Below are 15,272 nucleotides of genomic sequence, written 5' to 3'. Positions count from 1 at the left end.
GCAGACTCACGCTCAGGAACCGATTGAAGATTTCCCAGAACGATTCTGTCCACAGCTACTACCGTCCCTCGGGATACAAACCCCGCATCTGCAGGGTTATCCACTTGTCGGTGCTGGGTTCGCACAAACACCGATGCAAATGTAGCAATAAATCCTAACTAAAGAAACAATAACAATTTCAAAGAAAGTTAATTTTATGATAAAAAAATATTTAAAACCGAGTAGGATGGTTGCTGCTTTTTTTGCAATCACAATTCTTTTTTCACCTTTTACCTCCTTTGCACAGTACACATCGTTGTATGGTCCCTTGGGTCAACCAAAAGATGTAAAGGACATTGCAGTTGATGCAACAGGTATTACCTTGTACGCATGTGATAAAACTGTTCTGTTCAAATCCACAAATGGCGGCTCAAACTGGTTTGCAACACAGTACGAAATTCCGTCGCCGCTTGTTGTTACTTGTAAACCGGATGTACCTGCCATTGTAGTGGCGGGTGTTACGGATATGCTATGGTATAGTGACAATGGTGGAAATAATAATTGGGTCCCTTCATTATATTCTTCGGGTATGGTGCCGCTCCGTCTTTCCACTTCCCCGGTTACAAATTATACAAACCTTATGTATATGGGAAGAAAACATTTAAATAGTGTATCTGTTTATTACAGTGGAGATGCAGGATTTACTTGGGACGCACGACCATCTTTCAACTGGCAGACAGATGCATACGATGTTGTTCCCGATCCGGGAAACCAAGAGAAAGTATGGGTAGGTGGTTCTGACCCGAACAATGCAACTGAAGGAAGCAACCCAAACGCACCAAACAATAATCCTTCAATTCACAAAAGAGGTGTTTGGGTTTCCTTTGACCGTGGGCAAACCTGGATTTCCCGTTCCATGGGAGATTTTAATGTGCGTGCAGTTGCGGCATACGGACAAACAGTTTTTGCAGGAACAGCGTCAGGGAAAATTGCTAAATCAACCGATGGCGGCAACTCTTGGGACTCCACATTGAGAGTTTTATCCGGTGTGTCAACTATCAAATCATTACGAATGACAAGTAGTGATACAATCTATGCCGCGACAGACAACGGTATTTATCGTTCTACCGATGCCGGGGCCGGATGGGGTACATATCCTACCGGCATGACGGATAAAAATTTATTTTCATATGGTATTGCACGAGATGTTGAAGCAACATCATTTGGCACCACTGCTACCGCGGTCTATAAAAGTACTAATGCAGGAACAAGTTGGACCAACTCAAGCACAGGAATCGGGAGAATGTCTCTTTCGTCGGTCGTCTCTTCCGGGTCAAATGTATGGACTGTTTCTTCAACGAGTTCCAATGCAAGTACATATAACGGTACCACATGGAGTAATGTGGCTCTTGGAGGTGCAGAATCGTTTATAGGAAATCGCATCAGCAGACATCCTTCGAGTGGAAGACTTTTTGCTGCAGGACAACTCAATAACGTTGCGGCATTGTATCAAAGTACAGATGAAGGTGTAACATATCCGACGCTTTATAAACCATCCACGACAACAAACACAAAATTTTATGGAACGGCAGTTGACCCGCTCAATTCAAATATTGTGTATCTTTTTGGGTCGGCAAAAAATAGCACGAATGTCCGAAACTGGTATCGCAGTTCTAATGGAGGAACTTCATGGGATACCACTCTTTCTGTTATCCATAGTGCGGCAGATACCGTCCAGGATATGGTCGTTGATTCTACTGGCGCTTCAGGGCAATCCCAAAAACTGCTTGCGGCAATCAAAAATGGCGGTGTGTACAGGAGTACGAATTATGGAAGCGGATGGGCGCAAGTATTTTCTTCAACTACAGCTGATGTAAAATCCTTAGCGATGAATACAACTTCTGCATCGGTAGTTTATGCGGCATCATCTATTGGCATTCATAGAAGTTTCACTTCCGGAACATTTTGGTCATCTATACGAACCGGGAATTATAAGAAAGTAGTGATTTGTCCCGGAGTAAGCACTACAAACAATTCTTCCATCGCCGCGCTAACCGATGACGGAACAAAAATATATTATTCGCCGAATGCAGGATTAACATGGATTGATGCAACAGGTTCAATTCCAACACCAATCAATAATTTATACGGCGAAGGAACAACAACTGGAACGATGTATGTTGCAACAGGAATAGGAACATACAAAATTGCTGAACCTCAATCACCGACACCAAACGACCCGGCAACTCCAACGAAATTTGATGTTGTATTGGACTGGAGCGAGCCGGCTGGCGCTGTAGCATATCACATACAAATCGCTTACGACACAAATTTTACCAACATCTTGGATGATGCAAATAATCTCACTTCACCATCCTATGAGCCACTTACGTTAATTAATGGTACAACGTATTACTGGCGTGTGGCGGCAAGCAATATTGCCGGTGAAAGTAATTTTTCATCTGCTCGTTCCTTTGTTGTTGATGCTGATAGTGTAATTCAGATGTCGATGACATATAATGCAAATCGTAATCCTGTTTTTACCATAACAACCTATGACCCGAATGGCGGTCCGTACAAACTTTACCGTTACTCCTGCACCAATGGGTCAGACTGTAATCCGCATCCTGAAACGACTCCATATCAATTCTTGGGTTATTTTAGCGGTTACACATATATAGACCTTTCTGTACAAGCAAAACAAAAACAAGAGACAGAGACTATTCGGTATTACTATGAAGCGCGTGCAACACATTTTTCTAATAAGAAAGTTGTTATCTCTTCTGATGGCGGCGGCGGTGAAGCAAAAACCGTTATTGCTCTCGATGATAATCTTCCGAAAGAAACACGTTTATATTCTAACTTCCCCAATCCCTTCAACCCAACCACGGAAATAAAATACGACCTCCATGAAGATGCGTTCGTTTCTCTTATCGTCTATGATGTGCTTGGTCGTGAAGTACAAACGTTACTCAACGGGATGGAAAGCGCTGGATATAATTCTGTACCATTCAATGCTTCGGCGTTACCAAGCGGCGTCTATTTCTATCGCTTCTCTGCTACGCCGGTCAGCGGACAAACCGGTTCCTTCACTGATATCAAGAAGATGTTATTAGCAAAGTGACGCAAGTCAGTTTGATAATAATCCCGCAAGGCGGGGGTTCTCATTGTTAATTGGTTGATTGGTTAATTGGTTAATTGGTTATTTCGTAAGGCAAATTGAGTTATTTAGGATTGAGGGGGGAGAAGGTTGAAAAATACTTGATTTTCTCCCCTTTTATGAATAGCCCAAAACAGCGTAATTTCTCATGTCCTTCCGGAAACCTGCATTTTTGAAGCGAACGGAAGGGTTGTTCTTCGGGCAACTCGTTCCCGCCACCGGGCAGGAAGGTTCTGCCCACGGGCAACTCGTTCCCGCCGTCGGGCAGGAGGGGTCTGCCCACGGGCAACTCGTTCCCGCCGTCGGGCAGGAGGGTTCTGCCCACGGGCAACTCGTTCCTGCCGTCGGGCAGGAGGGTTCTGCCCACGGGCAACTCGTTCCCGCCGTCGGGCAGGAAGGTTCCGCCCACGGGCAACTCGTTCCCGCCGTCGGGCAGGAGGGTTCTGCCCACGGGCAACTCGTTTCCGCCATCGGGCAGGAGGGTTCTGCCCACGGGCAACTCGTTCCTGCCGTCGGGCAGGAGGGTTCTGCCCACGGGCAACTCGTTCCCGCCGTCGGGCAGGAGGGTTCTGCCCACGGGCAACTCGTTCCCGCCGTCGGGCAGGAAGGTTCTGCCCACGGGCAACTTGTTCCCGCCGTCGGGCAGGAAGGTTCCGCCCGCGTGCAATTTGTTTCCTCCATCGGGCAGACTATTTCAACAAGTTCGCAACACGTTTCTGTTATTTGGAATCTGTTGTCGAAGGAGCGGAACCGGTAACCAGTATGCAGAAACCAGTAATCAGCAATCAGTTTTCAACAAAGTAAAATTATTTTCATTCAAATATTAAAACAACAATAACATAAAGGATAAAGCAAATGGCATCAACATTTTTGCCTCGAAGCGAATCATTGTTCTTACAATGGTTGGAAAATTTTATTGCAAAACTTGCAGAATATGTAGCGTTGTTCGGACTCTCCGGCGGGCAGGTTGACCAGTTCACAACGGACAGGGATAGCGTAAAAAATAATCTGACAGAAGTTGACAGTCTCAAAAAGACCTTACAGTCGAAAGTGAAAACCAAGGATGAAGTAGTTGCTCTTGCGCGAAAGCATGTACAGGATTTGGCTGGTATTCTCAAGCGTCATCCTTCCTATACGGAAGCAATCGGAGAAAATTTGGGAATCGTAGCGCCGGAGACGCCGGGCGCGGGTTCTCTTGAAAATGCGAAGCCGAAAATTTTCGCGACAACGTTGGTTGATTGTGCCCGTCTGGATTGGTTGAAAGAAAAGTCAGACGGGGTTGTCGTGTACTCGAAACGCGGAGCGGAAACAGAATACACAAAACTCGATGAGGATTACCGGTCGCCGATGGAAGATAAACGGAAGAATCTTGTCGCCGGTGTGCCGGAACTTCGTTCCTACAAAGCACGCTTCCTGAAAGATGATGTGGAAGTCGGGCTCTGGTCAGACGAAGTAACGGTAACAGTGTTGATTTCGTAACAAAGTCCGGTCCGGGGACGGGCGTCGTTTGCCGTTGCGTTAGCGGCAGGCGACGCTTTTTTTTCCGCCAGAGGCGGGCGAGAGTTACTACGCCGCTACTTGCCGACTTCGTTTTCTTTGGAACAGAACTATCCCAATCCGTTCAACCCTTCAACCGTTATCAGTTACTCGTTACCGGTTGATTCGTGGGTGACGCTGAAAGTGTACAACATGCTTGGTGAAGAAGTTGTTACGTTAGTTGATGGTTTACAGGTCGCGGGTTACAGGTTCGTGGAGTGGGATGCGTTTCGTGTTTCGAGTGGAGTGTATCTCTATCGTCTGACTGTGAACTCATTTACGGAAACAAAAAAACTTGTATTGATGAGATAAGAGTTGAAGATTTCAATTTCATATTCTTTGGAAATGCGGTTTATCTTTCAGGTAAGCCGCATTTCTTTTTTTGTCTGATTATTCTCTGTTTTTCTGTTGACTTTTCTTTTGTAAAGAGATATATTTGCATTGTCATTCATCATTTCCTTCCTGTTCTTTCCTCAGTTCCTTGTTCTTCAGTTTGGTCTGCATAGCAGAGAACTACTATCGTTCACATCGCTTTATGAAGAAAACAGTATCCATTATTTTTTTACAGATTGTTCTTTCTGTTTCGATTCTTGTCGGACAGGAATATCAATCTCAAACTATCATCACGACCGAACAGGGACTCTCTCAAAATACCGTCAGGGATATTTTGCTTGATGAGAGAGGGTTCCTTTGGTTTGCTACGGATGATGGGTTGAATAAATACGATGGGTACTCGTTCACCATGTATAAACATTCGAGACGGAGAAATTCTCTCAGCGGTAATTCGACCTCGTGCTTGTTTGAAGATTCCAACAACAACATTTGGATAGGAACGGCGGGGAACGGACTGAATAAATTTGAGCCCGCAACAACGATGTTTACACTTTTCCTCAATGATACTTCAAACATCAACAGTATTAGCAGTAATAATGTTACGGCAGTGCTGGAAGGAAGAGATGGAGTGTTCTGGGTAGGAACCTCAAACGGATTAAACCGACTTGACAGAGAAACACAGAAGTTTACATTTGTTCCTTTTCCTTCTGTTGAACATTATCCGGGGCAAGGTGACTATGTCAATACAATTTTTCAAAGCAGCGACGGCTTGCTCTGGGTGGGAACGAGTTATGGTTTGGTGCGATGTGATAGTTTAGGAAACTTTATCCATCGGTATGATGAGAATCCGGCGGTTGAGAGTGAACTCAGTAATCGGATCGTCTCGACAATTTACGAAGACCGGTTCGGACAGATATGGATAGGAACATTTGGCGGTGGTATCAATCTTTATCAACCGGGACAAGGAAACTTCAAGCGATTGCAATCCGTCCCGGGTTTTGCCGAGCATATCAGAACAAATTATGTTAAAAAAATTATTCACCACGATAGCAATACGATTGCAGTCCTCACCAATCGTTCTGTTGATTTGATTGATATCGTAACGCATCGCGTGCGGAATGTTTGGGTAAATACTGTGTTGACGAATCCGAGCGCACTGTTCGTAGATGCAAGCGGAGTGCTTTGGATTGGTTCAACCGGAACCGGAATAGTCAAACTCAATCCGATGAGGAAGAAATTTAATTCGGTTTTTAAAGGTGACAGCACGAAGCACGGATTAAGTTTTTCTTCTGTAAGAGCGATGTATGAAGACCGTGACGGTGATTTGTGGGTTGGCGGGCATATCGGATTGAACGTATTAAGAAAATCGGAAAGAACTTTTGCGGGCGACTACAGGGAAGCGAAATGGGAACCTGTACAATCAATGCTTGGTGAAAATGTTTTTTCGATTATTGAAGACCCGGATGAGGCAAACATTTTTTGGTTTGGCACTGAAGGCGGAGGAGTAGCCCGATTTGATAAAAGAAATGAAAAGGTGACGAAGTATCATCCGGAGGTGACAGATAAACAATTTTATTTCCCCGGTTCGAAAGCCTTCAAAAGTTATATTACCCGGAGTGGGCAACTCTACTTCGGAACAGAGCGTGGATTAGCCAAGTGGAATTCTGCCGGAAAATTCTTTGAAGATTTTATCCATGAAAATGACAATCCGACATCAATTGGTCCGGGTGCGGTGAAGGCGATTAACGAAGATGATTCCGGTAAACTTTGGGTAGGAACAGATTTGGGTGGAATTTCCATCTATGATACTCTCACCAAGCATTTTCTTCGAATCATTTCGGACCATAACAATCCCCAAAGCCTCAGCGATAATAAAGTAAATGCAATTTACCGGGATGCGAAAGGAAGAGACTGGATCGCAACGGCGGCGGGATTAAATCTGTTCATAGCAAATGAGAAACAGTTCGTTGCCTTTACAACTGATGACGGCTTGGCGAATGATTACATCTATGGGATTTTGGAAGACGAGAAAGGAAACCTCTGGCTAAGTACGAACCGGGGACTTTCGATGTTCAATCCCGAAACAAAAGAATTTACAAATTATGACAGACACGACGGTTTGCAGGGGGATGAATTCAACACGCTCGCGTATTACAAAAACAAAAACGGAGAACTATTCTTTGGCGGCGTAAAAGGATTCACCTCGTTTTTCCCGACCGAAATACAGACGAATCCGACGATCCCCAAAGTCCTTATCACCGGTTTCAAGAAGTTCAATCAAACTGTCACCATGGAACAATCCATCGAATTTCTGAGTGAATTGCATCTCTCGTATTCCGATTATGTTTTTTCGTTCGAGTTTACAGCATTGGAGTTTACCGAACCAATCAAAAATAAATATGCATACATGATGGTCGGGTTTGATGACACATGGAGAACGACAACATCCGAGCAACGAGTTGCAACCTATACGAATCTTGATGCGGGCGAATATGTATTTAGAGTTATCGCTTCCAACAACGACCGGGTATGGAACAATGAAGGAACATCGCTTAAGATTATTATTGCTCCTCCGTTTTGGGAAGCAGTATGGTTTCGTGCTGTTGGAATAGCGCTGTTTGCGAGCGTTATTTTTGGTATGTATAAGTTCAGGGTGAATTCGCTTCATCGGCAACGGGAAGCGAAGCAGAAATTCGCGCACCAACTCATCGAATCACAGGAAGCCGAACGGAAGCGAATCGCTTCGGAAATGCACGATGCTGTCGGACAGGATTTGCTTATCATTAAGAATCTTTCCTTCATGGCACTGGAAGAAGAGAACAATGAAGCGAAAGAAAAATATTTGTCTGAGATTTCTCAAACGGCATCTCAGACAATTGACGATGTAAGAAAAATATCGCATAACCTGCGCCCCTTTCAAATTGATAAGTTGGGTTTGACGAAAGCCTTGGAATCGCTTCTCACAAACATCTCAAAAACTTCTTCCATTCGTTTTACGTATGATGTTGACAGGATTGACGGTTTGTTTCCGAAACTTCATGAGATTCATGTTTATCGGATGTTGCAGGAGTGTTTGAACAACATCATAAAACATTCCGATGCGAATGAAGCGGTCATCACCGTAAGAAAAGTGAATGGCACTGTCGTAATTACCGTGAAGGACGATGGGAAAGGATTTACATCAGAACCGAACGAAGGGGAACTTAAATCTTCAGAAGGATTCGGGCTGTCGGGTCTCACCGAGCGAGTGACAATTCTTGGCGGTCATCTTTCTATCAGTTCAAAGATGCAGAAAGGGACGAACGTGAGTATCACGTTGCCTGTTGTGTAAATGCGTGACGTCTTTGATTATTCACTTGAGAGTTTGTACCTTCATAATAAATGAAAACAAAACTCTATCTTGATACATCTGTTCCATCATTTCTGTTTGCTAATGATTCGCCCGATAAACAAGCAGCGACAAAGGAGTTCTGGAAATTACTTCGACTCGACATTTTTGATGTGTTTATTTCGGATATTCTCCTCATTGAAATCGCACGTTCAAAGTTTCCATTAGACAATCAGTTGAAAAGTGCCATTGCAGAGATCTCACATGAAATTGTGCATGTAGATGATGAGATAGTTGCAGTTGCACAAAAGTATATTGAAGAAAAGATAGTTCCGGTCAAGTTTCGAGATGATGCTCTTCACTTGGCTTGTGCTTCCAAAACCTATGTTGATGCAGTTATAAGTTGGAATTTTAAACATTTTGTAAATCTTAAAACAATTCGCGGAGTGAACGGTGTAAACCGCATACTCGGCTTAAAAGAAATCGAAATTTTAACACCATACAGTTTTATTGAAAGAGATAGCAATGGATGATACGACATTAATTGAAATGATACATGACATTCGACTTCGACATTACGAGGAAATCAAAGACTTGAACACCAAAGATCTTGTCCAGAGGATTAGGAACGAAGCCGAACAAATAGAAAATGAAATTAACGAATTATATAACGGGAAAGATGCTTTAGTAAATACTTGAAAAAGTAAATATGCTTCGAACAATAGATATCATCATCGCCGACGACCACCCGATTTTCCGAAAGGGATTAAGGCAACTCATTGAATCTTCAGTGAATTCGTATGCAGTGAAAGAAGCGGAGGATGGGAAATCTGCTCTTCAGTTTGTGGAAGAACTGAAACCTGATGTTACCATTCTCGATGTTGATATGCCGGAGATGAACGGGCTTGAGGTAGCAAAGGAAATTGAAAAGCGGCGTCTCAAAACCAAGGTCATTTTTCTGACCATGTACAAAGAGGAAGAGTTGTTCAACGAGGCGCTTGACCACGGAGTGCTTGGATATATTCTCAAAGATAATGCAGCGAAAGAAATTTTGAATGCTCTCAATGCCGTAATGAAAAATGAGTATTATATCTGCCCGACCATTTCCAATTTTCTTGTCAACAGAAATCTTAAAGAAAAGAAACTTGCAAAATCCCAACCCGGTCTCGATGACCTGACACATTCCGAAAAAAACATTCTCCGTCTCATTGCCGAAAGCAAAACGAGCAAAGAAATCGCCGACGAACTGCACATCAGTTACCGCACGGTCGAAAATCATCGCACCAACATCTGCGCAAAACTGAACATTCACGGCAGCCACGCGTTGCTCAAGTTTGCGTTCGACAACAAACACCTCCTCTAAAGAGTTACAAGTTATCAGTTAAAAGTTAAAAGTGTAATCGACTTTTAACTTTCCTGTTTTGGTTAAACACTAACCTTTCACTTTTCATTTTTAACTTTTCACAGTTTTCTAAGTGGAAACACTTAGGAAACCGTGTGTTTGCCTTCCTCAAAAAAGTGAGGAATCCTCTATGTTTTCGCCCTTCTTTTCTCCCTACCTTTGTACCGAATTTTTACTGCGTACTTACTTAGCAACTGTGTTAGACATGAAAATTATGATCGTTGATGATGTGCCAAGGATTCGAAAAGTAATCATTGACATCCTAAAAAATATTGAGGCGGAATTTATCGAATGTGCCAACGGTAATGAAGCAGTAAAAGCATATGATTTATTTCACCCGGATTTTGTCCTGATGGACATTGAGATGAAAGGGATGAATGGCATTGATGCGACGAGAATTATCAAGCGGAAATACCACGACGCGAAAATCTGCATCGTGACTAATTACAGCGATGCTTTATTAACCAAGGCCGCGCGGGACGCCGGCGCAGTTGGCTACGTGTTGAAAGAAAATCTGCATGAGTTGCGGAAATTTATACAAGGCTAAGTGTGTGGCACATCAATACACATGAGAGTTTCCTATTTCAATAATTCACAATACAAACTACATAAGGACACAACAATGAAAAAGTTCATCGTACTTATACTCCTTATCATGAGCAATGTTCTTTTCAGTCAAACTCCAAAATATCCGTACCCGATTATTTTTCTGCATGGATTGGTCTCCAACGACACGACGTGGCGCGTGACAGTGACCGCGTTAGGCGGCAACGCTCGAGTGTTTGATGTCTGCCTGAACCACGATAGTGATTCATTGACCGCCTCGTTGACAACAACCGATGTGTATCCAATCGGATGGAGAGACACAGGCACGGCTCCTTCACCGACACGATTGTATGTTATGAACTTTGATAACACACAATTCGCTGTCACCGGACATGAAAACCACCGACTCAGCAATCAATCTGCAATCTTGAAGCAAGGTGTCGCGTTGAAGGCAATGATTCAGGCAGTGTTAGATATTGATAGCGCAGGTAAAGTCGTCCTCGTCGGTCACTCGATGGGTGGTTTGGAAATTCGTGAATATCTCCAACGCGGATTTAATGGAACTGTGAGCGGACGCGGAACGAATTGGGTTGACCAAACTTCCTCGTTTGGTCACCGCGTGGCAAGAGTTGTAACGACCGGGACTCCGCATTTGGGAAGTAATCATACGGGCGGTCAACTTGCAATTCCCGGAGTAAATGAAAAGAGCGAGGCATGTCGTGACCTTCGGTATCCGTATATAAAACCGGGAATTCCCCCCGTGAATGTTCCTGCGCCGTATCTTTTTGGCGGTGCGGAAAATCAATTCCAATGGAATCCTTCGCCCCATCATCTTGATGTGAATTGTAATGGTGTCGCAACGAATACTATCACCGGCATTAGTAGCGGAACAACATACAACGCATCAATGCCTCTCCCGACAAATATTCGTTATACGTATGTCACTTCAAACTTTGGCGGCACGGGACAGGATGGACTTGTTGAACTCTCGAAGATGTGGTTATACAGCGGTTCAACGCCTGCACCATCTACCGCCGATACATTATTGTTGAATATTTCCCACCTCTTGCAACCGATGGATGTTTCCTCAATCATACGCGGCATGGATGAGCCGGACGATACAACGCTGGGATACGAAATTCCAATCGCGCAACCGACGATTTGTTTCATCACAACAAAGATGAATGGCATTACCACCGACCGTGATGTATTTAAAGTGAGCGCTCTTTCTAATGGCATCATGGTGTTCAGTACGTTCGGTATGGGGGCAGGAGTTGATTCACTTATTGTTTCGACTGCGAACGAAGAAGTTGCTCGGGTTGCGAGCGCAAACGACACGGCGACAGCAATCATTTACAATGCAACACTTGGAACACGATACTATGTAACGGTTCGCGGAACAGCGTCCGACTCGACGTGGCAAAGTCCATATTTTTTAAGTGTTCTTTCCGGTTTGACTCCGCCTTCAACACAGGCATCAAATATTACAGCACTTTCAACCGAGGCGACACAATTTTCATTCAACTGGACAGATGGAAGCGGAACAAAACGCGCCGCATTTATCAAACAAACGAACACGGGAACAGCAATGCCGGATAGCAACGTCACGTATGTTGCAGATACTGTCTTTGGTTCAGGAATTCAAATTGGGACAAGCGGCTGGTACTGTGTCTTTAACGATACTACTCACCTCGGCGGAGTAACGGTAACGGGACTTACGCCGGGAACAGAGTACCGTGTGATGGTGTGTGAGTACGTCGGCACGGCGGGAAGCGAACAATACAACAGAGATACTGCGACCGGAAATCCACGAAACGTAACAACGACATCTTCGGGGACAGGTCTTTCCGGGCAAGTGAGTGTCGGAGCGACGCAAACATATACTTCCTTGACTGGTGTCGGTGGTTTATTCGAAGCAATCAATACGTTAGGATTGTCGGGCAATCTCATTGCTTCTGTTTCTTCCAACTTGACAGAGAATGGAAAGAATTCTCTTCGTCAGTGGACAGAAACCGGGGGAAGCGGTTTCACACTCAAAATCATCCCTGATGGAAATCAAGAACGAATGATTTCCGGTTCTGTGGATAGTGCGAATGGAATGATTCGTATTGATGGTGCAGACCGTGTAACGATTGACGGAAGATTTAATGGAAGCGGAAGGTATCTCCGTTTTGTAAATACTTATGGTGGCGGAAAAACGATTGGAATTTATAACGGTGTGAATACCTTTGCGCTTCTCAATTGTACGATAGAAGGAAAATCTGTTCTGGGAAACATCGGCGAACTGATATCTCTCAAGGCATGGGTAACGCCGAACAGCGGCATAACGATTAGCAATAATATCATTCGCAAGGCCGATGGACTGTATTACATAATAGTTGAAGGAATTTCTGCCAAGGGTGAAGCGGGTATCAGTAATACGACGATTTCTGAAAATGAATTCATCAATGTGTTACATGGGATTATTGTTGATAGTACACAGGGAAATCATTGGGTTATCAACGGGAACAGTTTTTATGGAACGGATTCGCTCGAGCTGTTGTACGGGATAATGTTTACTGCGTCTGCATCCAGCAACGATACGATTTCGATGAATTATCTCGGAGGGACGGCTCCGCAGTGCGGCGGCAATGCTTTAAAAATTCAAAATCGTTTCATTGGAATAACCTTCCGTACTGAAACGGGCAATAATAATTTGGTCATGAATAATACAGTACAGAACATTGATGGGAGTAAAGTTTATACGGACAAATCTTCTACTGGCATTAGATTTCTTTCAAGCGGGATTGTCCGCGGCAATATTATCGGTCATCCGACCGATAGCGCGAAGGGAATTCGTTACAGTATGAGCATTGCAAGTGAATTGAGATCAATCGAAACAAGTGCGGAGTCCACGTACAACAACACAATTGCAAATATTGATATGTATTGTGAAACACATTTACGGCAAAATACGATACGCGAAGCGCCTGCAACATTTTTTGGAATTGTTGTTCCGTATAGTGCTTCTACTACTTCAATAATCACAAAGAATAAAATTTATGCGACTCGTGTTACCGATGATTATTCGGATATGTGGTGGAAAGGAATAGTTGTTAATGCCAGTGCATCTGTGTTCAACAACATGATATCGTTTACTTCCGGCGACAACGACGTTGACTACGACCAATGCAGGGGAATTGAAGTTCAGAACAATACACCAAGGGTTGTGAATGTATGGCATAACACGGTGTTTCTTGCAGGAAAAATTCTCGCGTGGAACCGCAGTCAATGTTTTTACCGCTCGCACTGGGATTCATCTACAATTAGTTTGAAGAATAATATCTTCCGCAACGAACAATATGGCACGGGAATACCGATAGTTGTTACCGTTGGGTCGTTGCATAACCTTACGAGCGATTACAACGATTTCTCCACAACACATCCGGATTCTCTCGCGTTCTTTGAAGAGGCTTATTTGTTTGTGAATTTTGCTGCCTGGAAAACTCAAACCGGACAGGACTTACATAGTGTCACTCAACTTCCACACTTTGTTAATGCGGTGGGCGGAGATTTACATTTGACAGGCGCATCGCTCGGCGATATGAATCTTAGTGGAATTCCCCTTGCTTCTGTTCCGTATGATATTGATGGCGAGGAACGAAATCTTGCACGTCCGTATATGGGCGCAGATGAGAACTTGCTGTATCCTCTTGTAACATCGTACAACATTATTGCAACCGCGGGAACAGGCGGAACCATCAATCCTTCCGGAACGGTGGTTGTGCCTGAAGGATATAACAGGCAATTCACCATTACTCCCAACGCGGGCTACACGCTCGATAGTGTGGTTGTTGACGGTGTGAAAGTGGACTCGACAACGAGGTACACGTTTATCAATGTGACGGCGAATCATACCATCAGTGCATACTTCTCCGGCAATGATTACACAATCACTGCGACAGCAATCGGTAGCGGGAACATCACTCCATCCGGTTCCGTCGTGGTACTGCACGGTGCGAATCAATCCTTCACGATTACTCCCGATGAAGGGAGTGCGCTTGATAGTCTTGTTGTAGATGGTGTGAGAGTGGACTCGACAATGAGTTACACGTTCACTGCCGTAATTGCAAACCATTCAATCACTGCGGTGTTTTCATCCTCTCAAATGGTTATGCAACTCAGCATGATGGATAAATGGAATATGATTTCCGTACCGTTGTTGATGAGTAACTACGCGAAAACTTCACTCTTCCCGACAGCAGTTTCCGATGCTTTCAAGTATCAGGCGGGATACACTTCGCAAGCGACGCTTGCCAATGGTGTCGGTTATTGGTTGAAGTTCGACGGTGGGCAATACGTAACGATGACAGGATATAATCGTTTACACGACACAGTCGAAGTAAGCGAAGGATGGAACATGATTGGAACACTCAGTTCTCCTGTTGCAGTGACTAATCTTGTTTCGCTTACTCCGGGACTTGTGTTGTCTCAGTTCTTTGGCTACGCAAACGGCTACACAACAGCAGACACGCTGAAGCCTGCCAAAGGATACTGGGTGAAGGCTAATATAAACGGGCAGTTCGCGCTTCTCGCTCTGTCATCCACTACATCGAGAAGTACCATTCGTTTCCAGCTGACGAATGAACTGCCCCCTTCACCGCCGTCGCCTGAAACCCAACACCTAACACCTAACACCTTTAACCTAAGCCAGAACTATCCCAACCCATTTAATCCATTGACAATTATCAATTATCAATTGCCAATTGACAATTATGTAACGCTCAAAGTGTACAACGTTCTCGGTGAAGAAGTAGCCACACTCGTTGACGGGTTACAGGTTGCGGGTTACAAGTTCGTGGAATGGGATGCGAGTAGATTACCAAGTGGAATCTATTTCTACCGACTAACAGCCGGTTCGTTCACGGAAACGAAGACGCTGTTGTTGATGAAGTAAGTAAGTAGTTGAGTAGTTGAGATGTGAGATATGAGATAAGTGAGATGGAAGT

The 15,272-nt window shown here is 44.2% G+C and carries 9 protein-coding genes; 8 read left to right on the top strand and 1 reads right to left on the bottom strand.

What is annotated here, in order from left to right:
- Nucleotides 1-196 precede the first annotated feature (196 nt).
- Nucleotides 197-3,103, top strand: coding sequence for a T9SS type A sorting domain-containing protein (locus HY960_13365; GenBank protein ID MBI5216735.1), 2,907 nt, complete (start codon nt 197-199; stop codon nt 3,101-3,103).
- 153 nt (nt 3,104-3,256) lie between these two features.
- Here HY960_13365 and HY960_13360 read toward each other — a convergent pair whose 3' ends face one another.
- On the bottom strand, nt 3,257-3,820 hold the full coding sequence (locus HY960_13360; protein ID MBI5216734.1) for a hypothetical protein: 564 nt from the start codon (nt 3,818-3,820) through the stop codon (nt 3,257-3,259).
- A 174-nt stretch (nt 3,821-3,994) separates the two neighbouring features.
- On the opposite strand from HY960_13360, the gene HY960_13355 reads away from it, so the two are divergent.
- The 7 genes from HY960_13355 (at nt 3,995) to HY960_13325 (ending at nt 15,220) form a co-directional block, all read left to right on the top strand.
- Nucleotides 3,995-4,618, top strand: a complete 624-nt coding sequence (locus HY960_13355) for a hypothetical protein (protein ID MBI5216733.1) — start codon at nt 3,995-3,997, stop codon at nt 4,616-4,618.
- A gap of 99 nt (nt 4,619-4,717) precedes the next feature.
- Nucleotides 4,718-4,987: a T9SS type A sorting domain-containing protein gene (locus HY960_13350; GenBank protein MBI5216732.1), complete on the top strand. Its 270-nt coding sequence runs from the start codon at nt 4,718-4,720 to the stop codon at nt 4,985-4,987.
- Nucleotides 4,988-5,210: 223 nt separating this feature from the next.
- Nucleotides 5,211-8,339: a hypothetical protein gene (locus HY960_13345; GenBank protein MBI5216731.1), complete on the top strand. Its 3,129-nt coding sequence runs from the start codon at nt 5,211-5,213 to the stop codon at nt 8,337-8,339.
- Between the two features lie 50 nt (nt 8,340-8,389).
- The gene (locus HY960_13340) at nt 8,390-8,869 is read left to right on the top strand and encodes a PIN domain-containing protein (protein ID MBI5216730.1); all 480 of its coding nucleotides are present in this window, start codon (nt 8,390-8,392) and stop codon (nt 8,867-8,869) included.
- 176 nt (nt 8,870-9,045) lie between these two features.
- Nucleotides 9,046-9,699: a response regulator transcription factor gene (locus HY960_13335; protein MBI5216729.1), complete on the top strand. Its 654-nt coding sequence runs from the start codon at nt 9,046-9,048 to the stop codon at nt 9,697-9,699.
- Between the two features lie 244 nt (nt 9,700-9,943).
- A complete protein-coding gene (locus HY960_13330) occupies nt 9,944-10,285 on the top strand; it encodes a response regulator transcription factor (protein MBI5216728.1) in 342 nt (113 codons plus the stop codon).
- Nucleotides 10,286-10,360: 75 nt separating this feature from the next.
- On the top strand, nt 10,361-15,220 hold the full coding sequence (locus HY960_13325; protein MBI5216727.1) for a T9SS type A sorting domain-containing protein: 4,860 nt from the start codon (nt 10,361-10,363) through the stop codon (nt 15,218-15,220).
- The last annotated feature ends 52 nt before the right edge of the window (nt 15,221-15,272 follow it).

It is taken from the genome of Ignavibacteriota bacterium (genome assembly GCA_016212665.1).
In the GTDB taxonomy this organism is placed as follows: Bacteria; Bacteroidota; Ignavibacteria; order UBA10030; family SZUA-254; genus FW602-bin19.
This window is presented reverse-complemented; position numbering and strand designations above follow the sequence as displayed.

What these genes read in the sequence shown, in the direction of transcription:
- HY960_13365 (MBI5216735.1), top strand. Translation starts at nt 197, where the DNA reads ATGATAAAAAAATATTTAAAACCGAGTAGGATGGTTGCTGCTTTTTTT.
- HY960_13360 (MBI5216734.1), bottom strand. Translation starts at nt 3,820, where the DNA reads ATGGAGGAAACAAATTGCACGCGGGCGGAACCTTCCTGCCCGACGGCG.
- HY960_13355 (MBI5216733.1), top strand. Translation starts at nt 3,995, where the DNA reads ATGGCATCAACATTTTTGCCTCGAAGCGAATCATTGTTCTTACAATGG.
- HY960_13345 (MBI5216731.1), top strand. Translation starts at nt 5,211, where the DNA reads ATGAAGAAAACAGTATCCATTATTTTTTTACAGATTGTTCTTTCTGTT.
- HY960_13340 (MBI5216730.1), top strand. Translation starts at nt 8,390, where the DNA reads ATGAAAACAAAACTCTATCTTGATACATCTGTTCCATCATTTCTGTTT.
- HY960_13335 (MBI5216729.1), top strand. Translation starts at nt 9,046, where the DNA reads ATGCTTCGAACAATAGATATCATCATCGCCGACGACCACCCGATTTTC.
- HY960_13330 (MBI5216728.1), top strand. Translation starts at nt 9,944, where the DNA reads ATGAAAATTATGATCGTTGATGATGTGCCAAGGATTCGAAAAGTAATC.
- HY960_13325 (MBI5216727.1), top strand. Translation starts at nt 10,361, where the DNA reads ATGAAAAAGTTCATCGTACTTATACTCCTTATCATGAGCAATGTTCTT.